Genomic DNA, 26787 nt, shown 5'->3' on the forward strand with positions numbered 1-26787 from the left:
CCGTGGTACTGGCGAGTAATCTGCTCGCACGTGCCACGGCCCGCCGGCTTTCCCGGACCCGCCGTGGCCCACCCGCGCGGGCTGCGGGTCGACCTGGAGGTGGCGGCGATGAGCGACGTGATGACCCCGAGGGCTGCCCCGCCGCGTCCGGCGAAGGCCGGGCGCAGTGTCGGGGCCCTGGTCCAGGGGTTGGTGATCGGGATCGGCTTCGTGCTCCTCGTGGGAGCGTTCGGGGCGCTCGCCGTGCAGTACCGGCCGTACCGGATCCCGACCCAGTCGATGACCCCGACCCTGACCACGGGTGACACGGTGCTGGCCCGGTCGGTCGGCGGCGACTCGGTGGGCCGAGGGGACATCGTGGTCTTCCAGAGCCAGCTCTGGGGCAATGTCCCGATGGTCAAGCGGGTGGTCGCGGTCAGCGGTGACACTGTGGTCTGCTGTGACGCGCAGCATCGGCTGGTGGTGAACGACCACCCGATCGACGAGCCGTACCTGGCAAAGCAGCAGCTCAACGACAAGCTGTTCACCACCGTTGTGCCGCCGGGGAGGCTCTTTCTGATGGGCGACAACCGGGACGCCTCGCTCGACTCCCGGAGCCACCTCGACCTGGCGGGCGGCACGGTGGCGACCACCGAGGTGCTCGGACGTGTCGAGGGGACGGTCTGGCCTGCCGACCGGGCTGGGCTGAGCGAGCGTACGGTGGCCTTCGACGGGCTGGCCGGCCCGACGGCCGCGAAGCCTGGACTGCTCGGGCCCGCCGCGATCACGATGGCGACCGGTGCGGCGATGATCGTGTTGGCCTCGCTGGTGGGCGGTCTTGCCTCGCTGGCCCGACGGTTCCGACGGGGTTGACCGGCAGCAGCAACAACAGGCGCAGCAGGAACGTCGGGGCGATCCAGGGGACTGCGCGGAGGAGTCGGCGATGGCGGTGGAACGGCGCCGGGCGGCGCGAGTCCTGCTGTTGGACGAGGCGGACCGGTTGCTGCTCTTCCGGGGCACGGATCCGGCGGTGCCCGGAGTGTTCTGGTGGTTCACCCCCGGCGGGGGAGTGGAACCGGGCGAGGAGCTGCGCGCTGCGGCGTTGCGTGAGCTTGCCGAGGAGACCGGCTTGACCGGAGTGGAGCTCGGACCGGTGGTGGCATACGACACGGTGTCCTTCTCCTATCTGGAGCAGCAGTACGAGCAGGATCAGTGGTTCTTTCCGGCTCGTACGCGTGAGACCGAACTGAGCATGCCGGAGGCAGCTGCGGCCGAGGAGCATGCCCAACTGCTGACGGCGCGATGGTGGACGGTGGCGGAACTTCGGGAGACCGAGGAGATGGTCTACCCGTTCGAGCTGGCGGATCTGGTCGAGCGGCTGCTGGCGGACAGCCCGCCAGTCCGGCCGGTACGGCTCTGCGGAAGGGCCGGGTGGTCCACAATGGGGTGGACGTATCGAGTTGAGGGGACACCTGGATGAGTGCCGAAGACCTCGAGAAGTACGAGACCGAGATGGAGCTCAAGCTCTATCGGGAGTACCGGGATGTCGTCGGCCTGTTCAAATACGTGATCGAGACGGAGCGGCGTTTCTATCTCACGAACGACTACGAGCTCCAGGTGCACTCGGTGCAGGGGGAGGTCTTCTTCGAGGTCTCGATGGCGGACGCGTGGGTCTGGGACATGTACCGACCGGCCCGGTTTGTCCGAAAGGTGCGGGTGCTGACCTTCAAGGACGTCAATATCGAAGAGCTGGCCAAGAGCGATCTCGAGCTGCCCTCGGACGACGCCTCCTTCGGTAACTGAGCGGACAGGACAGCTGCGCCGTCCTCGCGAGGAGACGCTCTACCAGCCTTGGCCTCGATGTCCAGAGGATGTCCGAAAAACCTCCCGCAAGGGTGATTTGGTTATCCACAACCCCTGAGTTATCCACAGAAATCACGAACTCTGGCCCGTTTTCGGACTGATACGACAGCCTCCTGGCACGGAGGTGATTGCCGTGCAGAGTTCCAACAACGGTCTCGGCCGTTACGGCGAAGAAGTCGCAGCCCGCTGGCTCACTGCGGGCGGGCTGCGAATCCTGGAGCGCAACTGGCGTTGCGCTGAAGGAGAGTTGGACATCATCGCGCTGGACGGGGACACGATCGCCGTCTGCGAGGTGAAAACCCGCTCCGAGCGAGGGTTTCAACAGCCGAGCGAAGGCATCGACCAGACCAAGGCCGCGCGGCTCCGCCACCTGGCCGAGCGCTGGCTCGGTGAGCGCTGGCCCGAGCATTTCGCTCGCCTCGCCGACTCGGTCCAGTCATCGGGAGGGCTACCCGCACTGCTCCCGCAGGAACAGGAAGCTGAGGCCGAAGCCGGCAAGGCCCGCCCAGGTAAGGGCAGCCGGAGTAACAAGCAGGTCGTAGAGCCCGCAGCACAGGCTCTTCCAGTGCCCTTGCCTCCCGGAGGCGTGCGGATCGACCTGGTTGCCGTGGTCAACCGCCTGAAGGGTGCCGCCTTGGTGGAGCACCTGCGTGGGGCGGTCTGAGATGGCATTCGCCCGCACCTGCTCAGTTGCCCTGGTCGGTGTGGACGGAGTGGTGGTGGAGGTACAGGCAGATCTTGAGCCTGGCCTCGCGACCTTCGCCCTGGTCGGCCTCCCGGACAAGGCGCTGTCCGAGGCCAAGGACCGAGTTCGGGCCGCTGTCGTGAACAGTGGAGAGCCGTGGCCGCAGCGGAAACTGACGGTCGGTCTGAGCCCGGCCTCGGTCCCCAAGAGCGGCAGCGGTTTCGATCTCGCTGTCGCCTGCGCCGTCCTGGCGGCCGCTGAGCGGCTCGATCCGGCCACCATCGCCGACCTGTTGATCATCGGTGAGCTGGGGCTGGACGGTAGGGTGCGGCCGGTCCGGGGCGTACTGCCCTCGGTACTCGCGGCGGCCGACGCCGGGTACCGGCAGGTCATCGTCGCTGAGCAGACCGCGCCCGAGGCCGCGCTGGTCCCGGACGTCTCGGTGCGGGGCGTCCGCAGCCTGCGCCAGCTGATCGCGATCCTCACCGGCGCCCCGGAGCCTGACGAGCCGGCCGACCACGGTGTCGGCCGCAGGGATTCGGCACTGGCCGGGCTGATGCTCCCCGGCGCCGGAGTCCGAGGGCTCACCGCTGAGAGGGCCGCCGAGCTTGACCTGGCCGACGTGGCAGGCCAGCATCAGGCCCGCCGCGCCCTGGAGATCGCGGCCGCGGGCGGTCACCACCTGTTCCTCAAAGGCCCGCCCGGTGCAGGGAAGACGATGCTGGCCGAACGGCTGCCGGCGCTGCTCCCACCGCTGACCCAGATTGAGGCCCTGGAAGTGACGGCCGTTCACTCGGTCGCGGGGCTACTGCCGACTGACCGTCCACTCATCGACAGCCCTCCGTACTACGCGCCGCACCACTCGACCACGATGCCGGCGATCGTCGGAGGCGGTAGCGGCCTGCCCAGGCCGGGAGCAGTGTCGCTGGCGCACCGGGGCATTCTGTTCCTCGACGAAGCGCCCGAGTTCCCGGTCCGGGTACTCGATGCCCTGCGCCAGCCGCTGGAGTCGGGGGAGGTGACCATCGCGCGCTCAGCCGGTTCGGTGCGGCTGCCCGCCCGCTTCCAGCTCTGTCTGGCGGCCAATCCGTGTCCATGCGGACGCCATTCCCGCCGGGGCGAGGGCTGCGAATGTACCCCGACGATGGTGAGCCGCTATCAGAGCAGGCTCTCCGGGCCCTTGTTGGACCGGGTTGACCTCCAGGTCCAGGTGGAGCCGGTGACCAGAGCAGAGCTGATGGGACAGAGCCGGGCCGAGGGCACCCGGGAGGTGGCGGCCAGGGTTCTGGCGGCCCGTGCGCGAGCTGCCGAGCGGCTCGCCGACACGCCATGGCGAACCAACGCGGAGGTGCCGGGCCACACTCTCCGTACGCGCTGGCGGCTTGCCCCGGGCGCACTGGCCGATGCCGAACGGGATCTGGAGCGCGGCCTGTTGACAGCGCGTGGCCTGGACCGAGTGCTCCGCGTCGCCTGGACGGTGGCCGACCTGGCCGACCGTGACCAGCCCACCCGTATCGACATTCGTACGGCCCTGGTGCTGCGCACAGGTGTGCAGCGCGGTCTGCCCGAACGGGACCCGGCTGTCTGCTTCGGCGAGGAGTCGGACGCTGACCTCGGCGGCGAGTTCTGAGCGCACGGTCCGACAGCCGGGCAGGGGACCCGGTGCCCGCTCCTCCGAGCATTGCCCGTCCGACCTGTCCGACCCGCCTGGGGTTCGATCCGTCAGAGCCGTCGTCACCGTGGAGGCGCAGGTGAACCGCAGTAACCAGACCCCGACAGCCCCCGCCACCCCCCGGGCCGCGCCAAGGATGCGCCCGTCAACGCCGTCGGCGGCAGAGCCGACACCCCAACCGGCGGCCGATGCCGAGCGCCGCGCTCGGGCCGCACTCACCAGACTGATCGAGCCCGGTGATGCCGTCATCGGCCGGTGGCTCGGTCAGGTCGGGGCATCCACCTTGGTCGAGGCCATTCACCGCCGTACCGTCCCGGGCTACCTCGACCTGGGCGCAGACCGTCTAGGCGCCTACCGCGCCAGGCTCCCGCTGGTCGACGTCGATGCGGACCTGGAACGAGTGGGTGCCGCCGGTGGCCGGTTCATCATTCCGGGCGACATCGAGTGGCCGTCCCAGCTCGACGATCTGGGCGACGGCCGACCCATCGGCCTCTGGGTCCGTGGCACCGGATCACTGCGGATGCTCGCCCTGCGCTCGGTGGCCATGGTGGGCGCCCGAGCCTGTACCGCCTACGGCGCGCACGTCGCGGGTGAGCTCTCGGCCCAACTGGCCGAGCGAGGCTGGGTGGTGGTCTCGGGAGCGGCCTATGGCATCGACGCGGCAGCTCACCGGGGCGCGCTCGCGGTCGGCGGAGTCACCCTCGGAGTGCTCGCCTGCGGAGTCGACGTGGCCTACCCGGCCGGCAACTCGGAGCTGATCGCCCGCATCGCTGCCCAAGGTCTGTTGGTCAGCGAGCTGCCTCCGGGCGAGCACCCGAACCGGTTCCGATTCGTGCTCCGTAACCGGGTGATAGCCGCACTGACCCGGGGCACCGTGGTGGTCGAAGCCGCCATGCGCAGCGGGGCGCTGAGTACCGCTCGTCGGGCCCGTGACCTGAACCGGCACACCATGGGTGTGGCCGGCCCAGTGACCTCCGAGCTGTCGGCCGGGGTCCACGCGCTGATCCGTAGCGGTGGCGCCACGCTGGTGACGGACGCGGCCGAGATCGGCGAGTTGGTCGGCGCGATCGGGGACGACCTGGCGCCACGCCGGTCCGGCCCGGTACTCCCCAGAGACCTGTTGCCCCCGCCGGTGGCCCGGGTGCTGGAGGCTGTGCCCGCCTCGGCCGAGGGCGCGCCGGTGGAGCGGCTGGCTCGGCAGGCAGGGCTCTCGCCGGACGAAGTCCTGCAGCGGCTCTACGAGTTGGGATCACTCGGGTTCGTCGAGAGATGTGGCGCGCACTGGCGACTGGTGCGCAGTAGTCGAGCTCGGAAGGAGTGACGCCGAGGGGTCGGCGCGGAGTGCGCCACGCCGGGTGCACCACCGGTTCGGGCGACGACCGAGTGGCGGTAGCACTGCGCAGTGACTTGGTCACGCTACGCTCGCAGTGGCTTCCCTATCAGCACATGACTCGGCAGAACGGCGCAGACCAACGTATGCCCACACACATTCCCGGACACAGGGTGACCGGCGCCCTCCGGTCCTCGGGAGGGCCAGGGCCGGGGGCCGAGGCACGACCCGCCGCCGAGGCGCAGAGCAGAGCGCCAGGGGTGATGGAGGTGACCAGGCAAGCCGGTCGGGTGCGAGCCCGAACCGCGGGAGAGGACACCTCGGTCCAGCTGCCTTCCCGCCCCCCGGCCGCCCGCCGCGAGGCCGAGGCGGCAAAGCCGCCCACGTCAAGCGTGGCAAAGCCTGCTGTTGACGACCGGTCAGCTCTGGAGCTGCTATGGCGCTCGTACAAAGAGACCGGGGACGCCAGACTGCGGGAGCAACTGATCCTGCACTACTCACCGCTGGTCAAATACGTGGCAGGCCGGGTCGGAGTCGGTCTGCCGGCCAATGTGGAGCAGGCCGACTTCGTCTCCTCAGGGGTGTTCGGTCTGATTGACGCGATCGAGAAGTTCGACATCGAGCGCGCGATCAAGTTCGAGACCTATGCCATCAGCCGGATTCGCGGCGCGATCATCGACGAACTCCGGGCGCTGGACTGGATCCCACGATCCGTTCGGCAGAAGGCCAAGGCGGTGGAGCGCACGTACGCGACCCTTGAGGCCCGACTGCGCCGCACGCCGCACGAGCCCGAGGTGGCTGCGGAGATGGGTATCGCGATCGAGGAGCTGCACGCGATCTTCAGTCAGCTCTCGCTCGCCAACGTGGTGGCGCTGGATGAGTTGCTGCACCCGGCCGGGGAGAGCGGCGACCGGCTCAGCCTGATGGACACCCTGGAGGACACCGGCGCCGACAACCCGGTCGAGGTCGCCGAGGACCGGGAGCTGCGCCGCCTGCTCGCCACCGCGGTCAACACCCTGCCGGAGCGCGAGAAGACCGTGGTGACCCTCTACTACTACGAGGGCCTCACGCTCGCCGAGATCGGCCAGGTGCTCGGCGTCACCGAGAGCCGGGTCAGCCAGATCCACACCAAGTCGGTGATCCAGCTTCGCGCCAAGCTCTCCGAGGTGTGCTGAGCCCTTCTGACGCACCCAGCAGCCGCGGCAGAGCGTACGTCGAGGTGAATGCGCCGGAGTGTTGCACCGCACGCCCGGCGATTCCCATGGCGCTGTCCCGGAAGTTCGTCCGGCTCCGTACAGTAGGAGCGTGCCGAAGATCCGGGCGGCCACGGTGGCCGAGCATCGTCAGCTGCAGCGCGCAGCCCTCCTCGACGCTGCCCGCACGCTGCTCACCGAGGGCGGCATGGAGGCGATGACCTTCCCCGCGCTTGCCGCGCGGGCCGGGCTCGCGCGCTCCTCGGTGTACGAGTACTTCCGTTCGCGCGCGGCCGTGATCGAGGAGCTGTGCGCGGTCGACTTCCCGCTCTGGGCGGCGGAGATCGAGGCGGGGATGGCGGCCTGCGACACCCCGCACGCCAAGGTCGAGGCCTACGTTCGCGGCCAGCTCGCACTGGCCGCCGACCCCAGGCACCGCGCTGTCGTCGCGATCTCGGCGCTGGAACTCGACGAGGCCGCGCGAGGCCGGATCAGGACGGCACACCACGCCCTGGTCGACCTGGTGGTCCAGGCTCTGCAGGAGATCGGGCACGAGCAGCCCCGGGTGGCGGCCGCGCTGCTCCAAGGAGTGGTCGAGGCGGCTGTGCGCCAAGCCGAGCGGGTCGGCGAGGAGGGGGCCGGTTCGGTCTCCGACTCCGCCGTGTCGATGGTGCTGCACGGGCTCTGCCCCGCCCACCGGCCCGGCGCCGATGCCGACGAGACGGTCCTGAAGCCCGCCACCACCGCCTGAGTGGTGGTCCGGTGCTGAGCCTGCGTCACCTCACCGTCCAGTGGCAGCAGCCGCGCCTGGCCGGTTCCCAGCAGAGCCAGCGGGTCGAGGTAGCGCTTCCCCCGCAGTAGTCCCCAGTGCAGGCAGCCCGTCGCGCAGTGCCCGACACCGGTCGCCAGAACCCCGATCGGTTCGCCGCCGGCGATGGCCGTGCCGACCGGCACGCTGCCGGTGACGGGTAGGTAGGTGGTGCGCAACGGGGGATTCCCCGAGGCGGGGTGAGTCACCGTCACCACCGGCCGGCCCGCGACCATCCCGGCGAACGAGACCACCCCGGGCGCGGCGGCCCGCACCGGCACTCCGACCGAGGCGGCCAGGTCCACACCGCGGTGCCCCGCCGCCCAGCGCACCGGCGGCGGGTCGAACCGCTGGAGCAGACCGCCCGGCCCGCCCACCGGCCAGGCGCGTCCGGGCCCCGGACCGACCGCAAGAGCCGCAGCCCTAACCCCAACCTCAGCCCCAGCCCCGGACGCCGAAGGCTGCGGCAGCCCGACGAACAGCAGCGCGGTGAGCAGTGCCACCAGCAGCACCACCACCCGCCGGTCCGGCGGATGCGGCGGGTGCGGCGGCGGCCCCGCGCCCGGTCCGGTGACGATCGGCAGCAACAGCGGAAAGAGAGGAGCACCCATGCAGAGCAGGCTTCCGGCCATCGCGGTCAGCGCCCAGCACCCCCACCTGCCCTGTGGACAACCCGATCCTGGGGACATCGGCGTTCCCCCGCAAGGGTGATTCCGCCGGCGGTCCGCACCCCGTACCGGGCAGTGAACGAAGGAGCGTGGGGCCGGTACAGCGCGGTCGAACCCCGGCTGTCCCACCCCGAAAGGTCGGAGTCGCTCCCGGCTCGGGGCTTCCCGTACACTTCACACGCGACCCGGTCTGCCGGGTCGACTTCGCACGCCCCGCCACCGACAGCAGAGGTCACCCCGCAAGGGTGCCCGAGGCCCGTTCGGTGCGAGTGCCGCTCGGTCCGCCGAGCCTGGCGCGGTCCAGTCACCGCACAGGCGCAGGTGGCTCGGCACGTCGGGGCGTCAGGCGTGGCGGTCGCCCGACCGGCACGGAACAACCGAGAACACCTGGCACCCCGGGTCCGTAAGGACCAGGCGCGCCGGGCAGAACACCGAGGAGCACGGCCATGGCCGTCGTCACGATGCGGGAGCTGCTTGAGAGCGGCGTCCACTTCGGTCACCAGACCCGTCGTTGGAACCCGAAGATGAAGCGCTTCATCTTCACGGAGCGCAACGGCATCTACATCATTGACCTCCTGCAGTCGCTGAACTACATCGACCGCGCCTTCGAGTTCGTCAAGGAGACGGTTGCCCACGGCGGCAGCGTCCTCTTCGTCGGTACCAAGAAGCAGGCCCAGGAGGCCATCGCCGAGCAGGCCACCCGCGTGGGCATGCCCTACGTGAACCAGCGCTGGCTCGGCGGCATGCTGACCAACTTCCAGACCGTCTACAAGCGCCTTCAGCGGATGAAGGAGCTCGGCGAGATCGACTTCACGGATGTGGCCGGTTCCGGTCTCACCAAGAAGGAGCTCCTGGTCCTCGAGCGCGAGCACACCAAGCTCGAGAAGACCCTTGGCGGTATCCGTGACATGCAGCGCGTTCCCAGCGCTGTCTGGATCGTCGACACCAAGAAGGAGCACATCGCGGTTGGTGAGGCCCGCAAGCTTCACATCCCGGTCGTCGCGATCCTGGACACCAACTGTGACCCCGACGAGGTCGACTACAAGATCCCGGGCAACGACGACGCGATCCGCTCCGTCACGCTGCTGACCCGCGTCATCGCCGACGCCGTCGCCGAGGGCCTCAAGGCCCGTGCCGGTGTCGCCAAGGGCGACGTCAAGGCCGAGCCGGGTGCCGACCAGCCGCTGGCCGACTGGGAGAAGGACATCCTCGAGGGCGAGCCGAAGGCCGACGAGACCGTCGAGGCCCCCGCCGCTGAGGCCACCGAGGCTGCTGCCGAGACCGTCGAGGCTCCGGCCGCCGATGTTGAGGCCCCCGCCGCCGAGGCCACCGAGGCTGCTGCCGAGACCGTCGAGGCTCCGGCCGCCGAGGCCGAGCAGGCCTGACGTACCAAGGGTGAGGGGCACTCGCCGGTACGACACCGGTAAGTGCCCCTCTCTCCCGTGCCGGGGGCTGTATCCAGCCCGCCAGGCACCTCCCCACGCAGACACGCGAGACGCGAGAAGAGATTCACACCATGGCGAACATCTCCGCCGCGGACGTCAAGAAGCTCCGTGAGCTCACCGGCGCCGGCATGATGGACTGCAAGAAGGCGCTGGACGAGGCCGAGGGCAACGTCGAGAAGGCCGTCGAGCTGCTTCGTATCAAGGGCCAGAAGGGCGTCGCCAAGCGCGAGGGCCGCGACGCCTCCAACGGTGCCGTTGCCGCGCTCATCGCCGAGGGTGCCAAGTCCGGCGTCCTGGTCGAGCTGAACTGCGAGACCGACTTCGTCGCCAAGGGCGGCAAGTTCGTCGAGGTCGCCAACGCGATCGCCGCTCACGTGGCCGCCACCTCCCCGGCCGACCTGGAGACCGCGCTGGCCTCCGAGATCGCCGCCGGCCAGACCGTCCAGCAGTTCGTGGACGAGGCCAACGCGACCCTGGGCGAGAAGATCGTGTTCCGCCGCTTCGCGCAGTTCGACGGTGACGGCTTCGTCGGCGTCTACATGCACAAGTCGGACCCGGACCTCCCGCCGACCATCGGTGTCCTCGTCGAGCTCGACAAGGAGAACGCCGAGGTCGCCAAGGACGTCGCGCAGCACATCGCCGCCTTCGCGCCGAAGTACCTGTCCCGCGAGGACATCCCGGCCGAGGACATCGAGAACGAGCGTCGGGTCGCCGAGGCCACCGCGCGCGAGGAGGGCAAGCCCGAGGCTGCCCTGCCGCGCATCGTCGAGGGTCGCGTCACCGGCTTCGTCAAGGAGAACTCCGTTCTGGAGCAGGCCTTCGCGAAGGACAACAAGAAGACCGTCGCCAAGGTGCTCGAGGAGAACGGCGTCGCCCTCAAGCGCTTCGCCCGCTTCCGCGTCGGCGCCTGACCCACGTTCCGCAGCGCTTCCCGCCTAAGGTAGGAAGCGCCCGGCCGCTCACCAGGGTGGCCAGGAACGCGCCGATCGGGCTCGACCAGCGCCAGGAAGTCAACGGGCGGGCCACGTCGGCACCATGAACGACGAGGAGGCCATTGCCGTGCAGGACACCGTACCGGTTCCCGCGGCAGTGGCCTCTTTGCGTGTACGCGCAGGTCAGGGGACCGGCACTGCCCGTCGGCGGCCCCGTCTGTGAACCAGTAGGTGGAGAAGGAGAAGTCCATGACGGAGACGCAGGAGACCGTGCAGGAGAGCAACCGTCGGCGGGTTCTGCTCAAGCTGTCCGGTGAGGCGTTCGCCGGTGGTGGCGGCCTCGGCGTCGACCCGGATGTCGTGCACAAGATCGCCCGTGAGATCGCCACGGTGGTCCGTGGCGGTACCGAAGTGGCGATCGTGATCGGCGGCGGCAACTTCTTCCGCGGCGCCGAGCTGCAGGTCCGCGGCATGGACCGGGCGCGCTCCGACTACATGGGCATGCTCGGCACCGTGATGAACTGCCTGGCGCTGCAGGACTTCCTGATCAAGGAAGGCATCGAGACCCGGGTCCAGACCGCCATCACGATGGGCCAGGTCGCTGAGCCGTACCTGCCGCTGCGGGCCGTCCGGCACCTGGAGAAGGGCCGCGTGGTCATCTTCGGCGCCGGAATGGGTATGCCGTACTTCTCCACCGACACCACCGCCGTGCAGCGCGCCCTGGAGATCCACGCCGAGGTGCTGCTGATGGGCAAGAACGGTGTCGACGGGGTGTACGACTCCGATCCCCGCACCAACCCCGCGGCGGTCAAGTTCGACTCCCTCGACTACAGCGAGGTCATCGCGCGCGACCTCAAGGTGGCCGACCTGACCGCGATCACGCTGTGCAAGGACAACGATCTGCCGATGCTGGTCTTCGAGCTGCTGGCGGAGGGCAATATCGCCCGCGCGGTGAACAGTGAGAAGATCGGCACACTCATCAGCCAGGACTCTGCCCGGGCCTGAGCAGTCGTCACCTGAGCAGCAATCAGCCGTCCGGGGTATTCGCCGGCCGGAACCACAGCAGATGAACGGGACAGGGAGCAGACAGTGACCGACGAGATCCTCTTCGAGGCCGAGGAGAAGATGGACAAGGCCGTCGGGGTCGCCAAGAACGACTTCGCGGCGATCCGGACCGGCCGGGCGCACCCGGCCATGTTCGCCAAGATCTTCGCGGACTACTACGGTGCGCTGACGCCGATCAACCAGCTCGCCTCGTTCTCGGTGCCCGAGCCCCGGATGGCGGTCGTCGCGCCGTTCGACAAGACCGCGCTGAAGGCCATCGAGACCGCGATCCGCGACTCCGACCTCGGGGTCAACCCGTCCAACGACGGCTCGATCATCCGGGTGGTGCTGCCGGTGCTGACCGAGGAGCGCCGCCGCGAGTACATCAAGCAGGCCCGGGCCAAGGGCGAGGACGCCAAGATCTCGATCCGGGCGATCCGCCGCAAGGCCAAGGACGCGGTCGACAAGCTGGTCAAGGACAGCGAGATCGGCGAGGACGACGGCCGCCGCGCCGAGAAGGAGCTCGACGACACCACGGCGAAGTACGTGGCGCAGATCGACGAGCTGCTGAAGCACAAGGAAGCCGAGCTGCTCGAGGTCTGATGCACGACGCTTCCGGGCGCCGGTCTCCGGCGCCCGACTCCGCTGCTGCGGGTGACCTTGGACCCCAAACGGGTCACTCGCAGCAGCTCCCGGTGTACCGACCCGGCCTCTCGGCACAGACTCCTGTCATGCCGCACCGCCCCACCCCGACATCCGCCCCAGGGCAGGAGACAGCAGTGGCCCAGCCCGACCAGCAGCCCCGCAAGCAACGCGGTGGCCGCAACCTGCAGGCCGCGATAGGGGTGGGGGTCGGTCTCGGCGCGGTGATCGTCGCCTCGCTGTTCGTGGTGAAGGTGCTCTTCCTCTTCGTGGTGGCCGCCGCGGTCCTGGTGGGCGTGTGGGAGCTGACCAGCCGGCTGGCCGAGCGCAAGGAGATCAGCACGCCGCTGATCCCGCTGCTGGTGGGCAGTCTGGCGATGCTGGGTGCGGGGTACTGGGCCGGCCCGCAGTGGGCGGCCGCGGCGCTGGCGCTGACCGGACTCGCGGTGATGATCTGGCGGATGAGCGAGCCGCCGGAGAACTACCTGCGCGACATAACGGCAGGCATCTTCACCGCGTTCTACGTGCCGTTCCTGGCCACCTTCGTGGTGATGATGCTGGCGGCCGACGACGGCCCGCAGCGGATCCTGCTCTTCCTGATCGTCACCATCTGCAGTGACACCGGCGCCTACGCGGTCGGCTACAAGTTCGGGAAGAACAAGCTGGCCCCGACCATCAGCCCGGGCAAGACCCGGGAGGGTCTGGCCGGCGGCATCGGTCTTTCGATGATCGCGGGCGCGCTGCTGATGCAGTACGTGATCGACGACGGCACCTGGTGGCAGGGCCTGATCCTCGGCGCCTGCGCGGCGGTCACGGCGACCCTGGGCGACCTGGCCGAGTCGATGATCAAGCGCGACCTGGGCATCAAGGACATGGGGACCCTGCTGCCCGGCCACGGCGGCATCATGGACCGGCTCGACTCGCTGCTGCCGACCGCTCCGGTGGTCTGGCTGCTGCTGGCCGCCTTCGTCGGCAGCTGACATCTCGTCAGTCTCGTCAGTTCCGGAGCCCCGGATGCCACGGCATCCGGGGCTTTGTCGATCTGCGACACTGGATGAACCATGCCTAAGCCCGGAGAACTGACCTTTGTCGCGCCGCGTGGCGCCAAGCCCCCGCGACACCTTGCCGACCTCGCCCCCGCCGACCGCAAGGCGGCCGTCGCCGAGCTGGGCGAGCAGCCCTTCCGCGCCAAGCAGCTGTCGAACCACTACTTCGGACGGCTGTCGAGCGACCCGGCCGAGTGGACGGACATCCCGGCCGGCAGCCGGGAGAAGCTGACTGAGGCGCTGCTGCCGGAGCTGATGTCGGTGGTCCGGCACGTCTCCTGCGACGACGACACCACCCGCAAGACGCTGTGGAAGCTGTTCGACGGCACGCTGGTCGAGTCGGTGCTGATGCGCTACCCGGACCGGGTGACCATGTGCATCAGCTCGCAGGCGGGCTGCGGGATGAACTGCCCGTTCTGCGCCACCGGCCAGGCCGGGCTGACCCGGAACCTCTCCACCGCCGAGATCGTCGAGCAGATCGCGGCCGGGATGCGTTCGCTGAAGGCCGGCGAGATCCCGGGCGGCGAGGCCCGGCTGTCCAACGTCGTCTTCATGGGCATGGGCGAGCCGCTGGCGAACTACAACCGGGTGCTGGCCTCGATCCGCCGGCTGACCGACCCGGCGCCGGACGGCTTCGGCCTCTCCCAGCGCGGCATCACGGTCTCCACCGTCGGCCTGGTCCCGGCGATGAACCGGCTGGCGGACGAGGGCCTCTCCTGCCGCCTGGCGCTCTCCCTGCACGCCCCGGACGACGAGCTGCGCGACGAGCTGGTGCCGGTGAACACCCGGTGGAAGGTGGCCGAGGTGCTGGACGCCGCGTGGAACTACGCGGAGCAGTCCGGCCGGCGGATCTCCATCGAGTACGCGCTGATCAAGGACATCAACGACCAGGCGTGGCGGGCCGACCTGCTCGGCCGCCTGATCAAGAACCACCGGGTGCACGTCAACCTGATCCCGCTGAACCCGACGCCGGGGTCGAAGTGGACCGCCTCCCGCCCCGAGGACGAGCGCGAGTTCGTCCGGCGGCTGCAGTCGCACGGGGTGCCGACCACGGTCCGGGACACCCGGGGCCAGGAGATCGACGGCGCCTGCGGACAGCTGGCCGCCGCAGGGTGACCTGACGGTACGACAGCGGGGCCCGGACGCGCGTCCGGGCCCCGCTGTCGTACCGCGGGCCCCGCTGTCGTACCGTCAGCCGAGTGCGCCCGCCGCGAGCACCGCGGTCAGGCCGCCGGTGAGCAGCAGTACGGTGCCCGCCGCGAGCACCCGCAGCGCGGCAGCGCCGAACAGCAGCCGGGGTGCGGCGCCCAGCCGGAGCAGCGTGGAGCTGACGTCCCGTCGGGCGCTGCGCACCTCGGCGGCCCGGACCAGCAGGGCGGCCAGCGCGCAGGCGACCACCAGCAGGCCCTCGACGCTGGTCAGCGTCTCGGAGCTGCCGGGGCGGCCGATCCAGTAGCGGAACGCGGCCAGCACGGCGGCCGCGGCCAGCCCGAGCACGGCCAGCGGGGTGCCGATCCGCCGGGCCTCGGCGGTCAGGCCCCGGCCGGCCAGCAGCCGGAGCGGGGTGGGGCGGCCGAGTGCGAGCAGTCGGCCGGCCAGCGCCAGCAGCGGGGCGGTGAGCAGGGCCAGGCCGAGCGCGGCGAGCGACCAACCGACCAGGGCCGCCACGCCGGTGTCGCCGAGCCCGCCGGGCAGCGCGACCGGGCGGCCGTCCACCGAGGCGCCGGGCCGCAGGCCGTACAGCTCCAGGGCGGTCCCGGTCAGCAGCAGGCCGGTGGGCAGGGCGATCCGGAGCGGGCCGAAGCCGGTCGGGGCGGTGTGCTCCCGGCCGGTCGGCAGCGGGTCGGTGAGCGGGACGGCGCAGGCCGCCGAGACCCCGGCCACCAGCGGGACCAGGACCAGCAGGGTGACCGGGGCGGCGGCCGGCAGCGGGCTGCCCATACCGAGGTCGGCGGCCAGCGAGGGGTCGGCGATGTCGTTGCGCAGGACCAGGAAGAGCAGCAGGGCGACGGCGCTGCCGAGGGTGCAGGCGAGCGCGATCTCCCCGGCGACCAGCAGCCGGATCCGGACCGGTCCGGCGCCGGCGGCGGTCAGGCCGTCGATCCGTTCTGGGCGGGCGGCGGGTACGGCGCGGCCGACGACGGCGGCGAACCAGCCGACGGCGGCCAGCGGTGGCAGGCACCAGAGCAGCCGGGGCAGTGAGCTGACGGCGGGTTCGCCGAGGGCGCGGCCGAGCGCGCGCAGCAGCAGGGCCGCCACCAGGGCGGCGGCGGTCGCGGTGAGCAGCCAGCGGCCGAGGTCGGCGGGCCGGTAGCCGCGGGCCAGGCGGAAGTACAGCATGGTCAGCGCCCCGCGGTGAGCGCGGCGGCGCCGCGCGGTACGGGGGCGACCGGTCCGGTCAGCCGTCCGTCCAGCAGGGCGACGGTGCGGTCGGCGTACTTGACCAGCTCGGGGTCGTGGGTGGCGAGCACCAGGGTGAGCTGGTGCGAGCGGGCGGCGCTGGCCAGTATCCGCAGTACCTGGTCCTTGGCCTCGCGGTGCAGCGGGGCGGTCGGGTCGTCGGCGAAGACCACCGCGGGCAGTGGGGCGAGTGCGCGGGCCACCGCGATCCGCTGGCGCTGACTCTGGATCAGTTCGGCGGGGCGGCGCTTGGCGTGGTCGGCGACGTCCAGCCGCTCCAGCCACTCGGCGGCGGCGGTGTACGCGGCTTTGTGACCGGCGCCGGAGAGCAGCAGCGGCAGGGCGACGTTCTCCCGGGCCGTCAGCTCCGGGACCAGGTGCGGTTCGGAGCCGACGAAGCCGAAGCGGTCCCGGCGCAGCCGTTCCCGGCCGAGCCGGCTCAGGGTGTGCACGGGGGAGCTGTTGAACCAGACCTCGCCCTCGTCCACCGGGAGCAGCCCGGAGAGGCAGCCCAGCAGGGTGCTCTTGCCGGAGCCGCGCGGGCCGGTGACGGCGAGGACCTCGCCCTCCCGGACGCCGATCGAGATCCCGCGCAGGGCGGGGGTGCCGTGGTGGGACTTGACGATCCCTCGGGCCCACAGCACGTCGTTGTCGGGCGGGGCCGCTGACATGAGGTCCATCCTGGTGCCGACGGGGATATGACAGTCGTCAGATTAGAACGACCGGGGCGGGTCGAGGATGCGGCACACTGACCCAATCAGGTTCAAACCCTGGCGAATCCGGCGTGTTGGCCGCAAGAAATACCCTCCGGTACGGCCCGGGAACGCCCGAAGGCGGCCCCGGAGAGCGGGGCCGCCTTCGGCGGAGGGTGGGACGGAAAGCCTGAGACCGACCGGTGATTGGGGAGCGGCGTCGCGTCGCCGGGGCACGCACCTCGCCGGCTTCTCGTCGGTCGCCGATGCTCCGCATGGGCTCCCTCCTCGGCACCGCCGAGGCACGCACCCCAACGCCGCTCCTTCACCCACCCCCCAATCACCGGTCGGTCTACATCAGATCTTGGCCCACGCGTCGGTGAGGCTGACCCGCAGGATCTGCTCGATCTCGTCGAAGGTCGACTGGTCGGAGATCAGCGGCGGGGCCAGCTGGATGACCGGGTCGCCACGGTCGTCGGCGCGGCAGTACAGGCCGTTGTCGTAGAGCGCCTTCGACAGGAAGCCGTAGAGCACGCGCTCGACCTCGTCGTCGTTGAACGACTCCTTGGTGACCTTGTCCTTCACGAGCTCGATGCCGTAGAAGAAGCCGTTGCCGCGCACGTCGCCGACGATCGGGAGGTCGCGCAGCTTGTCCAGGGTGCCGAGGAAGTTCGCCTCGTTGTCCAGGACGTGCTGGTTCAGGCCCTCGCGCTCGAAGATGTCGAGGTTGGCCAGCGCCACCGCGGAGGAGACCGGGTGGCCACCGAAGGTGTAGCCGTGCAGGAAGGTGTTGTCACCCTTGTAGAACGGCTCGGCCAGGCGGTCCGAGATGATCGTGGCGCCGATCGGGCTGTAGCCCGAGGTCATGCCCTTGGCGCAGGTGATCATGTCGGGCTGGTAACCGAACTTGTCGGCGCCGAACATGGTGCCGAGGCGGCCGAAGGCGCAGATGACCTCGTCCGAGACGAGCAGCACGTCGTGCCGGTCGCAGATCTCGCGCAGCCGGGCGAAGTACCCGGGCGGCGGCGGGAAGCAGCCGCCGGCGTTCTGCACCGGCTCGACGAAGACGGCGGCGACGGTGTCGGCGCCCTCGTTGAGGATCGCCACCTCGATCTCGTCGGCGGCCCAGCGGCCGTACGCCTCGGGGTCGATCTTGCCGTCGCGCTCCAGGAAGGCGGGGGCGCGGTAGATGTTGGTGTTCGGCGCCTTGTGGGTGCCCGGGACCAGCGGCTCGAACGGGGCCTTCAGGCCCGGCAGACCGGTGATCGACAGGGCGCCCTGCGGGGTGCCGTGGTAGGCGACGGCGCGCGAGATGACCTTGTGCTTGGTCGGCTTGCCGGTCAGCTTGAAGTACTGCTTCGCCAGCTTCCAGGCAGTCTCGACCGCCTCGCCGCCACCGGTGGAGAAGAAGACCTTGTTCAGGTCGCCCGGCGCGTAGTGCGCCAGCCGCTCGGCCAGCTCGATCGCCTTCGGGTGGGCGTAGCTCCACACCGGGAAGAAGGCGAGCTCCTTGGCCTGCTTGGCCGCGGCCTCGGCGAGCTCCTCGCGGCCGTGACCGGCCTGCACGACGAACAGGCCGGCCAGGCCGTCCAGGTACTTCTTGCCCTTGTCGTCCCAGACGTAGGTGCCCTTGCCCTTGACGATCGTCGGCACGGGGGAGTTCTCGTACGACGACATGCGGGTGAAGTGCATCCACAGGTGGTCGTAGGCGGTCTTGGAAAGGTCCTTCTGCGCCGGGTCGGCAGTCATCTGGTGCCCCAGGTGTAGGTCTGTTTCCGGAGCTTCAGGTAAACGAAACTCTCGGTGCTCCGCACGCCGGGAAGCGCGCGGATGCGCTTGTTGATCAGTTCGAGCAGGTGCTCGTCGTCCTCGCAGACCAGTTCGGCCAGCAGGTCGAACGAGCCTGCGGTGCAGACCACGTAGTCGACCTCGTCGAGGGCGGCCAGTGCGTCGGCGACGGGTTCGATGTCGCCTTCGACGTTGATCCCGACCATCGCCTGGCGGGTGAAGCCGACGGTGAGGGGGTCGGTGACGGCGACGATCTGCATCACGCCTTGGTCGAGCAGCTTCTGGACCCGCTGACGTACCGCCGCCTCGGACAGGCCGACAGCCTTGCCGATGGCGGCGTACGGGCGACGCCCGTCCTCCTGGAGCTGCTCGATGATCGCCTTGGAGGCGGCATCGAGGGGAACGCTCGCGTTCCGGTCGCGGTTGGCCACGTCGCCACTGTGCCTGATCGTTTCGTCGTACGCAACCGCTTCTGCTGCTGATTTCGTCGTCGTTTCGAAAATTGCATGCGGATTACGTGGCACTTGTCCATGAGTACTGCCGAGAAGCGAAGGCAACCGGTTAGGCTGGTCAGGTACACGCGGAGGCGTGCACAACCCACTCAGTGGACCGCGGCTCCCACAGCCCGGCCACTCGGCGCCGGAGTACCCTGGCGCCGGTTCCTGCAACGTGGCAGGCCCCGACCGAGGAGAGACCCGTGAGCGAGCTTCGTACGCTGCGCAACTACGTCAACGGTGAGTTCGTCGATGCTGCGGACGGCCGCACGCTGGACGTGATCGACCCGACCACCGGCGAGGTGTACGCGACGTCGCCGCTGTCCGGTGCAGCGGACGTGGACGCGGCGATGGCCTCGGCCGCCGTGGCGTTCCCCCTCTGGCGTGACTCCACGCCGTCCGTTCGGCAGAAGCTGCTGCTCAAGATCGCGGACGCGGTCGAGGCGCGGGCCGACGAGATCGTGGACACGGAGTGTCGCAACACCGGCAAGCCGCGGTCGCTGACGCTGTCCGAGGAGATCGGTCCGATGGTGGACCAGATCCGGTTCTTCGCCGGTGCCGCCCGCCTGCTGGAGGGCAAGGCCGCGGGCGAGTACATGGACGGGATGACCTCGATCGTCCGCCGTGAGCCGGTCGGCGTCTGCGCCCAGGTCGCGCCGTGGAACTACCCGATGATGATGGCCGTGTGGAAGTTCGCCCCGGCCATCGCGGCGGGCAACGCGGTCGTGCTCAAGCCGTCCGACACCACCCCGGCCTCCACCCTGCTGCTGGCCGAGATCATCGGCGGCGTGTTGAAGGACCTGGAGCTCCCGGCCGGTGTCTTCAACGTGATCTGCGGTGACCGGGAGACCGGCCGCCTGATGGTCGAGCACTCCACCCCGGCGATGGCCTCGATCACCGGCTCGGTGCGCGCGGGCATCCAGGTCGCCGAGTCGGCGTCCAAGGACGTCAAGCGGGTGCACCTGGAGCTCGGCGGCAAGGCGCCGGTGGTGGTCTTCGAGGACGCCGACATCGCCGAGGCGGTCGAGGGCATCTCGGTCGCGGGCTTCTTCAACGCCGGCCAGGACTGCACTGCCGCCACCCGGGTGCTGGTGCACGAGTCCATCCACGACGACTTCGTGACCGCGCTGGCCAAGGCCGCCGCCGACACCAAGACCGGCGGGGTGGACGAGGAGGACGTGCTCTACGGCCCGCTGAACAACGCCAACCAGCTCAAGCAGGTGGCCGGCTTCATCGAGCGCCTGCCCTCGCACGCCAAGATCGAGTCCGGTGGCCACCGCGTCGGCGAGATCGGCTACTTCTACGCGCCGACCGTGGTCTCGGGTCTGAACCAGGACGACGAGATCATCCAGAACGAGGTCTTCGGCCCGGTCATCACCGTGCAGAAGTTCACCGACGAGGACCAGGCGGTGGACTACGCGAACGGCGTCGAGTTCGCGCTCGCTTCCTCGGTGTGGACCAAGGACCACGCGCGGGCGATGCGGATGTCGCGCCGACTGGACTTCGGCTGCGTCTGGATCAACACCCACATCCCGCTGGTCGCCGAGATGCCGCACGGTGGCTTCAAGAAGTCCGGCTACGGCAAGGACCTCTCCTCGTACGGCTTCGAGGACTACACCCGGGTGAAGCACGTCATGACCGCGATCTAGCGGGTCGTGACAGTCAGCGCAGAATTACCGCGATCTAGTTTTCTGACGCAGGCTCACTTGAGGGGCGCACCCGGTCGGGTGCGCCCCTCCTGCTTGTCAGGCTGTCGGGTGAGACGCGGACCGCCTGACAGGATGCAACTGCACCTCGGCCGGACGGTTCCCTACGCTTACGGGCATGAGCACCCCCACTGCTGACTCGGCCGCCGGACGGGCTGTCAAGGCCGCCGACCGCGCGCACGTCTTCCACTCGTGGTCCGCCCAGGCGCTGATCGACCCCCTCGTGGTGGCCGGTGCCGAGGGTTCGTACTTCTGGGACTACGACGGCAACCGCTACCTCGACTTCTCCTCGCAGCTGGTGAACACCAACATCGGTCACCAGCACCCCAAGGTGGTCGCCGCGATTCAGGAGCAGGCCGCCAAGCTCTGCACCATCGCCCCGGGCTTTGCGTACGAGTCGCGCAGCGAGGCGGCCCGGCTGATCGCCGAGCGCACGCCGGGGGACCTGGACAAGATCTTCTTCACCAACGGCGGCGCCGAGGCGAACGAGAACGCCATCCGGATGGCCCGGCTGCACACCGGCCGGCAGAAGATCATGTCGACTTATCGCTCCTACCACGGCGCCACCGCCAACGCGATCGCGCTGACCGGCGACCCCCGTCGCTGGGCCAACGAGACCGGCGTCTCCGGCATCGTGCACTTCTGGGGCCCGTACGCCTACCGCTCCAACTTCCACGCCGAGAACGAGGCGCAGGAGTGCGAGCGCGCGCTGGAGCACCTGGAGCAGGTGCTCGCCTTCGAGGGCCCCGGCACCGTGGCCGCGATCATCCTGGAGACCGTGGTCGGCACCGCCGGCATCCTGATCCCGCCGGCCGGCTACCTGGCCGGGGTGCGGGAGATCTGCGACCGGTTCGGCATCGTCTTCATCCTGGACGAGGTGATGGCGGGCTTCGGCCGGACCGGTGAGTGGTTCGCCGCCGACCACTGGGGCGTCGTCCCCGACCTGCTGACCTTCGCCAAGGGCGTCAACTCCGGCTACGTCCCGCTCGGCGGCGTGGCGATCTCGGCCGAGATCGCGGCCACCTTCGCGGAGCGGCCGTTCCCCGGCGGGCTCACCTACTCGGGCCACCCGCTGGCCTGCGCCTCGGCGGTGGCCACCATCAACGCGATGGCCGAGGAGGGCATCGTGGAGAACGCCAAGCACATCGGCGAGACCGTGATCGGCCCCGGCCTGCGGGCGCTGGCCGAGCGGCACCCCTCGATCGGTGAGGTGCGCGGGCTCGGCGTGTTCTGGGCGCTCGACCTGGTGAAGAACCGGCAGACCCGGGAGCCGATGGTCCCGTACAACGCGGCCGGTGCCGCCAACGCGCCGATGGCCGAGCTGGCCGCCGCCTGCAAGCAGCGCGGGCTCTGGCCGTTCGTCAACATGAACCGCTTCCACGTGGTGCCGCCGTGCACGGTCACCGAGGAGGAGGCCAAGACCGGCCTGGCGATCCTCGACGAGGTGCTCACCCTCACCGACGCGCACACCAGCTGACGTACCGTCGTCGCGGCCCCGGGCTGATGCAGCCCGGGGCCGCCCCTTGTTCGGAGCCAGTCACATGACCTTCACCCGTCGCGCCCTGCTCGGCACCGCGAGCCTGCTCGGCCTGTCCGCCTGCGGGATTCCCGCCGCCTACGTGCCCGAGGAGCGGCGGGCCGCCACCGACCGATCGGAGAACGACAAGGCGCTGACCTTCTCCAACTGGACGCAGTACATCGACACCGACGACAAGGGCGGGCGGCCGACCCTGGACGCGTTCGCCCAGGACGCCGGGATCGAGGTCGCGTACACCGAGGACATCAACGACAACGACGAGTTCTTCGGGAAGATCAGCCCGGTGCTGGCCCAGGGCGGCGACCCGGGCCGTGACCTGATGGTGGTCAGCGACTGGATGGCCGGACGGTACGTGGCACTCGGCTGGGTGCAGCAGTTCGACGCGGCGAACATGCCGAACGTCGCCAAGCACCTCGACCCGCAGCTGGCCTCGCCGGCCTTCGACCCGGGGCGTCGGCACAGCGTGCCGTGGCAGTCCGGGATCACCGGCATCGCGTACAACCGGAAGGCGCTCGGGCGGGAGCTACGGTCGACGGCCGACCTGTGGGCGCCCGACCTGAAGGGGCGGGTCACGCTGTTCGCCGGGATGGACGAGGCGCTCGGGCTGCTGATGCTGGCTCAGGGCGCGGACCTCTCGAAGTTCACCGCGGACGATGCGCACAAGGCGATGGCGCAGGTGCAGAAGCTGGTGGACACCCGGCACATCCGGCGGTTCACCGGCAACGACTACACCAGCGACCTGGCCTCGGGCGCGGCGGTCGCCTGCCAGGCGTACTCCGGCGACGCGATCCAGCTCAAGGCGGAGAACCCGGACATCGAGTTCGTGGTGCCCGAGGAGGGTGGCGAGCTGTGGGCGGAGAGCCTGATGGTGCCGAACCGGGCCGCGCACAAGCAGAACGCCGAGCTCCTGATCGACTACTACTACCAGCCCGAGGTGGCGGCCGAGTTGGCGGCGGCCGTGCAGTACATCTGCCCGGTGCCGGCGGCGCGGGACGTGTTGGCGAACAGTGCCGACGCGGAGACCGCCGCGCTGGCGGAGGAGGCGTTGATGTTTCCGACGGACGAGATGCGGGCGCGGCTGCACGCCATGCGGGACGTCACCGCTGCGGAACGGCCGGACTTCCACCGGATCTGGGGCAAGGTCGCCGGCGTCTGACTCTTTTGGCAGGTGCTCAAGCATCTACGGTCAGGGGCTCGGGGAACTGCGACGCCGACCTCTGGAGCGTTGCACCCGTGTGGGTGGTCAGGCACCTTCGCAGTGACCCCGGCGCCAGATCTCCTCGCAGTTCCCCGAGCCCCTGGTGGTGCATGGCTGAGCGCCTGCCAAATCACCGGCGTACGGCGTCCAGGGCGAGTAGCGCGACGTGCAGGGAGAGGCAGGACTCGACCTGGTCGAGGTCGACGGCGAGGATGCGTTCGACCTTGTGGAGGCGGTCGTAGAAGGAGGGGCGGGAGAGGTGGGCGGCGTCGGCGGCCGCCGACTTGTTGCGGCCCTGTTCGAGGTAGATCCGCAGCAGCTGGACCAACTGGCCGCCGTGCTCGGCGTCGTACGCCAGCAGGGGGCCCAGCTCGCGTTCGACGTAGGTCTGCAGGCGGGCGTCGTCGCGCAGCAGGTGGAGCAGGCCGCGCAGCCGGACGTCCGGCAGGCGGTAGTACGAGGCGGCCCGGCCGCCGGGGGCGTCGTGCAGGGCGGCGTCGGCGACCTGGGTGGCCTCCAGCAGGGTGCGCCGTGCGTCGCGGACCGAGCCGACCGAGGAGCCGACCGCGATCACCGGCTCGAACACGGGCTGCGCTGACGCCCCGTCACGCGCCCCGTCCGCGACCAGCTTGCGCAGCGCTGCGGCGAAGCCTTCGAGCGCGGTGTGCTCGTCCTGCTGCGAGCCGAGCGCGATCAGGACGCCCACGCCCTCGTCGTCGAGGGCGCCGACCAGGGCGGAGAGCCGGCAGCTGCGGATCGCGGTGGCGGCCAGTTCGGTGAAGTCGCGCAGCCGGGCCTGGGCCTCCAGGGCGGCGGGGATCGGGCCGCGTCGCTGCCGGAGCACCACGCCGACCAGGCGGCGGGTGTCCAGCGGTACGCCCAGGGCGGTGGCCCGAAGGGCGACCTCACTGACCGTCAGGGCGTGGGTGAGGATGCCGGAGAGCAGGGTGCGGTGGGTCTGCCGCTCCAGGCTCTCCCGGTCGCGGACCACCAGCCGGTTGAGGGCGAGGGTGGCTGCGCCGCGTTCCAGCAGCATGGCGTGCGGGTGCGGGGTGCCGTCGGGCAGCGTGCGGGGGTCGTCGACCAGGATCAGCCGTCCCCAGTCCTGGCCGCGGGCGCCGACGGCGGTGACCAGCCAGCCGCTGCGCGGGTCGTAGCCCGTCCGTCCCGGCGAGCGGACGCCGCGCGAGCGGCGCTCCCAGCCCTCCAGCAGTTCGGTCTCGGGGCGGCCGGCCGTCTCGTGTGCGAGCACCTGGTGGGCGAGGTTCTCCAGTACCACCGGGGCACCGGCCATCCGGGCCACCTGGCGGACCACCTCGGCCGGCTCGGCCCCCTCGACGGCGAGCTCGTTGAAGACCTGGTGGACGGCTTCGGAGATCCGCAGCTGCTCCAGCTGGGCGTTCACCACCAGCGCGTGCACGGCCTCGGTGACCGCGACGAAGCGCAGCTCGCGACGGAGCGCGATCAGCGGCAGTCCGCGCTGTTCGGCGGCGTGCACCAGGGCGCGCGGCAGGCTGTCGAAGTAGCGGCGGCCGAACTCGACCACCAGACCGGCGGCGCCGATGTCGGCCAGCTCGCGGACGTACCTGGCCAGTCCCTCGCGGTCCTCGGGCAGGGCGATGCCGGTGGTGAGCACCAGTTCGCCGCCCTGCAGCATGCCCGCCACGTCGGGGAGCTCGCTGACGTGCACCCAGCGGACCGGACGTTCCAGGTGTTCGGCGCCGGCCACCACCTGGGGCAGACCACGTCGCATCACGTCGAGGTCGAGCACGCGGGCGACGGTGGGGAGCACGGGAGGACCTTCCATGGGCAGCAGGGTGTCAGGTGAATCATGCATCGACCGGACGACCTGTTGCCTTTCCATCCTGTAAGGCCCTTGCGGCCGAGGCTGTCGGAGTGACCCTTGTCACCCCGAGGAGTGAGCAGGCATCGTCAGCGGGTCGGCAGTACCGGCCCGGACCACGGGCCGTGGGATGAATACGGTGTTGACCCCGAAATCCGTCGCGTAATGAGAACGCAACAGCGGAATCCCTTGTAGGGGCAACCCCCGGGTGTCAGGATCGCCGGACCCCGAGGATCCCTGGCCGACTCACCGGGCACCCTGGAGGAACCTGATGGACCTGACCGACTTCAGCGCAGGCGCGCAGTACATCGCGGGCCGGCTGACCGAGGGCACCGGTACGGAGCCCTTCCAGGTCGTCAACCCGGCCGACGGCAGCGTCGTCCAGCACGTCACGCTCGCCTCGACCGGCGACGTGGACACCGCCGTGGCGGCCGCGAAGGCCGCGCTGCCCGCCTGGTCCTTGGCCACCCCCGGTGCCCGCTCGGAGGCGCTGCTCAAGCTGGCCGCCGTGCTGGCCGAGCACGCCGAGGACTTCGCCCGGGTGGAGACCGCGCAGACCGGCAAGCCGATCAAGCTCTCCACCGAGTTCGACGTGCCCGGCACGGTCGACAACACCTCGTTCTTCGCCGGGGCCGCCCGCAACCTGGAGGGCAAGGCCGCGGGGGAGTACTCCGGTGACCACACCTCGTACGTCCGCCGTGAGGCGATCGGCGTGGTCGGCTCGATCTCGCCCTGGAACTACCCGCTCCAGATGGCCGCCTGGAAGATCCTCCCGGCGATCGCGGCGGGCAACACCATCGTGCTCAAGCCGGCCGAGCTGACCCCGCTCACCTCGCTGATGTTCGCCCGGGCCTGCACCGAGGCGGGCATCCCGGACGGTGTGGTCAACGTGCTCACCGGCGCCGGGCGCGGCGCGGGCGAGCACCTGGTCTCGCACCCGGACGTCGCGATGGTCTCCTTCACCGGCTCCACCCCGGTCGGCAAGCGGGTCGCCGAGCTCGCCACCGCGAGCGTCAAGCGCACCCACCTGGAGCTCGGCGGCAAGGCCCCGTTCGTGGTCTTCGACGACGCCGACCTGGACGCCGCCGTGCACGGCGCGGTGGCCGCCTCGCTGATCAACGGCGGCCAGGACTGCACCGCCGCCACCCGCGCCTACGTGCAGCGCCCGCTGTACGACGCGTTCGTGGCGGGGGTCGCCGAGCTGTACGGCCAGGTCCGGATCGGCCACCCGCTGAACCCCGCGACCGACCTCGGCCCGCTGGTCTCGTACACCCACCGGGACCGGGTGGCCGGCTTCGTCGAGCGGGCCCGCTCGTACGCCACCGTGGTGACGGGTGGTCAGGCCCTGGGCCCGGGCCACGACGGCACCGACCTCACCCCCGGCGCGTACTACCTCCCGACCCTGATCACCGGAGCCGCGCAGGACAGCGAGGTGGTGCAGGGCGAGATCTTCGGCCCGGTGCTGGTCGTGCTGCCCTTCGACTCCGACGAGGAGGGTCTGCGGCTGGCCAACGACACCCCCTACGGTCTGGCCGCCTCCGCGTGGACCCAGAACGTGCACCGCTCGCTGCGCGCCACCCGGGAGATCCAGGCCGGCTGTGTCTGGGTCAACGACCACATCCCGATCATCAGCGAGATGCCGCACGGCGGCTACAAGGCCTCCGGCTACGGCAAGGACATGTCCCAGTACTCGCTGGACGAGTACACCCAGCTCAAGCACGTCATGTTCGACACCACTGCGGTGGCCAGGAAGGACTGGCACCGCACGGTCTTCGGAGACAGATAACCCCCGTCTGCTCCGCCACCTTCTTCCCCCGAAGGG

At 70.2% G+C, this 26787-nt stretch carries 23 protein-coding genes and 1 pseudogene; 18 read left to right on the forward strand and 6 right to left on the reverse strand.

The genetic code is table 11. The features are described from left to right. Positions 1 to 63: 63 nt before the first annotated feature. From lepB to ASC99_RS15330, 8 genes are all read left to right on the forward strand, one after another. Positions 64 to 852: a signal peptidase I gene (gene lepB / locus ASC99_RS15295; RefSeq protein WP_235502621.1), complete on the forward strand. Its 789-nt coding sequence runs from the start codon at positions 64 to 66 to the stop codon at positions 850 to 852. 70 nt (positions 853 to 922) lie between these two features. Further along, complete coding sequence (locus ASC99_RS15300) at positions 923 to 1459, forward strand: NUDIX hydrolase (RefSeq protein WP_063857092.1); 537 nt, start codon at positions 923 to 925, stop codon at positions 1457 to 1459. Further along, a complete protein-coding gene (locus tag ASC99_RS15305; protein WP_057232326.1) occupies positions 1456 to 1782 on the forward strand; it encodes a DUF2469 domain-containing protein in 327 nt (108 codons plus the stop codon). Before ASC99_RS15300 ends, ASC99_RS15305 begins: the two co-directional genes overlap by 4 nt. A gap of 193 nt (positions 1783 to 1975) precedes the next feature. Beyond that, positions 1976 to 2506, forward strand: a complete 531-nt coding sequence (locus ASC99_RS15310; RefSeq protein ID WP_235502620.1) for a YraN family protein — start codon at positions 1976 to 1978, stop codon at positions 2504 to 2506. Position 2507: 1 nt separating this feature from the next. Beyond that, positions 2508 to 4157, forward strand: coding sequence for a YifB family Mg chelatase-like AAA ATPase (locus tag ASC99_RS15315; protein ID WP_082598347.1), 1650 nt, complete (start codon positions 2508 to 2510; stop codon positions 4155 to 4157). 178 nt (positions 4158 to 4335) lie between these two features. Beyond that, positions 4336 to 5520 (forward strand): DNA-processing protein DprA, encoded by a 1185-nt coding sequence (dprA, locus tag ASC99_RS15320; RefSeq protein WP_057232329.1) that lies wholly within the window; start codon positions 4336 to 4338, stop codon positions 5518 to 5520. A gap of 338 nt (positions 5521 to 5858) precedes the next feature. Continuing rightward, positions 5859 to 6704: an RNA polymerase sigma factor WhiG gene (gene whiG / locus ASC99_RS15325; protein WP_369824228.1), complete on the forward strand. Its 846-nt coding sequence runs from the start codon at positions 5859 to 5861 to the stop codon at positions 6702 to 6704. 130 nt (positions 6705 to 6834) lie between these two features. Then, positions 6835 to 7473 carry a TetR/AcrR family transcriptional regulator gene (locus ASC99_RS15330; RefSeq protein ID WP_157531554.1) on the forward strand — a complete coding sequence of 213 codons (639 nt, stop codon included), beginning with the start codon at positions 6835 to 6837 and terminating at the stop codon, positions 7471 to 7473. Positions 7474 to 7565: 92 nt separating this feature from the next. Here the strand turns inward: ASC99_RS15330 and ASC99_RS39405 are convergent. After that, positions 7566 to 8219 (reverse strand): annotated as a pseudogene (locus tag ASC99_RS39405) (M23 family metallopeptidase); the annotation flags it as partial. A 425-nt stretch (positions 8220 to 8644) separates the two neighbouring features. On the opposite strand from ASC99_RS39405, the gene rpsB reads away from it, so the two are divergent. The 6 genes from rpsB (at position 8645) to rlmN (ending at position 14423) form a co-directional block, all read left to right on the forward strand. Further along, on the forward strand, positions 8645 to 9583 hold the full coding sequence (gene rpsB / locus ASC99_RS15335; RefSeq protein WP_057232333.1) for a 30S ribosomal protein S2: 939 nt from the start codon (positions 8645 to 8647) through the stop codon (positions 9581 to 9583). A 131-nt stretch (positions 9584 to 9714) separates the two neighbouring features. Further along, positions 9715 to 10554 (forward strand): translation elongation factor Ts, encoded by an 840-nt coding sequence (tsf, locus tag ASC99_RS15340; RefSeq protein ID WP_057232335.1) that lies wholly within the window; start codon positions 9715 to 9717, stop codon positions 10552 to 10554. Between the two features lie 270 nt (positions 10555 to 10824). Then, positions 10825 to 11580: a UMP kinase gene (pyrH, locus tag ASC99_RS15345; RefSeq protein WP_057232337.1), complete on the forward strand. Its 756-nt coding sequence runs from the start codon at positions 10825 to 10827 to the stop codon at positions 11578 to 11580. A gap of 120 nt (positions 11581 to 11700) precedes the next feature. Then, on the forward strand, positions 11701 to 12222 hold the full coding sequence (gene frr / locus ASC99_RS15350) for a ribosome recycling factor (protein WP_369824227.1): 522 nt from the start codon (positions 11701 to 11703) through the stop codon (positions 12220 to 12222). Beyond that, positions 12222 to 13241, forward strand: a complete 1020-nt coding sequence (locus ASC99_RS15355) for a phosphatidate cytidylyltransferase (RefSeq protein WP_082598349.1) — start codon at positions 12222 to 12224, stop codon at positions 13239 to 13241. Before frr ends, ASC99_RS15355 begins: the two co-directional genes overlap by 1 nt. Before the next feature lie 81 nt (positions 13242 to 13322). Beyond that, a complete protein-coding gene (gene rlmN, locus ASC99_RS15360) occupies positions 13323 to 14423 on the forward strand; it encodes a 23S rRNA (adenine(2503)-C(2))-methyltransferase RlmN (protein WP_057232344.1) in 1101 nt (366 codons plus the stop codon). A gap of 75 nt (positions 14424 to 14498) precedes the next feature. On the opposite strand, the gene ASC99_RS15365 is transcribed toward rlmN, so the two are convergent. The 4 genes from ASC99_RS15365 to ASC99_RS15380 form a co-directional block, all read right to left on the reverse strand. Continuing rightward, complete coding sequence (locus ASC99_RS15365; RefSeq protein WP_057232346.1) at positions 14499 to 15647, reverse strand: hypothetical protein; 1149 nt, start codon at positions 15645 to 15647, stop codon at positions 14499 to 14501. Positions 15648 to 15649: 2 nt separating this feature from the next. After that, entirely contained in the window at positions 15650 to 16378 is a 729-nt protein-coding gene (locus ASC99_RS15370) for an ABC transporter ATP-binding protein (protein WP_057232348.1), read from the reverse strand. Positions 16379 to 16756: 378 nt separating this feature from the next. Then, positions 16757 to 18148 (reverse strand): aspartate aminotransferase family protein, encoded by a 1392-nt coding sequence (locus ASC99_RS15375; protein ID WP_057232350.1) that lies wholly within the window; start codon positions 18146 to 18148, stop codon positions 16757 to 16759. Beyond that, entirely contained in the window at positions 18145 to 18618 is a 474-nt protein-coding gene (locus ASC99_RS15380) for an Lrp/AsnC family transcriptional regulator (protein WP_057232352.1), read from the reverse strand. Before ASC99_RS15380 ends, ASC99_RS15375 begins: the two co-directional genes overlap by 4 nt. A gap of 266 nt (positions 18619 to 18884) precedes the next feature. On the opposite strand from ASC99_RS15380, the gene ASC99_RS15385 reads away from it, so the two are divergent. The 3 genes from ASC99_RS15385 to ASC99_RS15395 all read left to right on the forward strand — a co-directional run bounded on the left by ASC99_RS15385 (position 18885) and on the right by ASC99_RS15395 (position 23080). After that, a complete protein-coding gene (locus ASC99_RS15385; RefSeq protein WP_057232354.1) occupies positions 18885 to 20330 on the forward strand; it encodes a gamma-aminobutyraldehyde dehydrogenase in 1446 nt (481 codons plus the stop codon). Between the two features lie 175 nt (positions 20331 to 20505). Continuing rightward, positions 20506 to 21864: an aspartate aminotransferase family protein gene (locus ASC99_RS15390; protein ID WP_057232356.1), complete on the forward strand. Its 1359-nt coding sequence runs from the start codon at positions 20506 to 20508 to the stop codon at positions 21862 to 21864. 64 nt (positions 21865 to 21928) lie between these two features. Further along, on the forward strand, positions 21929 to 23080 hold the full coding sequence (locus ASC99_RS15395; RefSeq protein ID WP_057232358.1) for a spermidine/putrescine ABC transporter substrate-binding protein: 1152 nt from the start codon (positions 21929 to 21931) through the stop codon (positions 23078 to 23080). 172 nt (positions 23081 to 23252) lie between these two features. Here ASC99_RS15395 and ASC99_RS15400 read toward each other — a convergent pair whose 3' ends face one another. Further along, positions 23253 to 24929, reverse strand: a complete 1677-nt coding sequence (locus tag ASC99_RS15400) for a PucR family transcriptional regulator ligand-binding domain-containing protein (RefSeq protein WP_235502619.1) — start codon at positions 24927 to 24929, stop codon at positions 23253 to 23255. A 307-nt stretch (positions 24930 to 25236) separates the two neighbouring features. Here ASC99_RS15400 and ASC99_RS15405 point away from each other — a divergent pair, with 307 nt between their 5' ends. Then, complete coding sequence (locus ASC99_RS15405; RefSeq protein ID WP_057232362.1) at positions 25237 to 26751, forward strand: gamma-aminobutyraldehyde dehydrogenase; 1515 nt, start codon at positions 25237 to 25239, stop codon at positions 26749 to 26751. The last annotated feature ends 36 nt before the right edge of the window (positions 26752 to 26787 follow it).

The organism is Kitasatospora sp. Root107 (assembly GCF_001424875.1).
In the GTDB taxonomy this organism is placed as follows: domain Bacteria; phylum Actinomycetota; class Actinomycetes; order Streptomycetales; family Streptomycetaceae; genus Kitasatospora.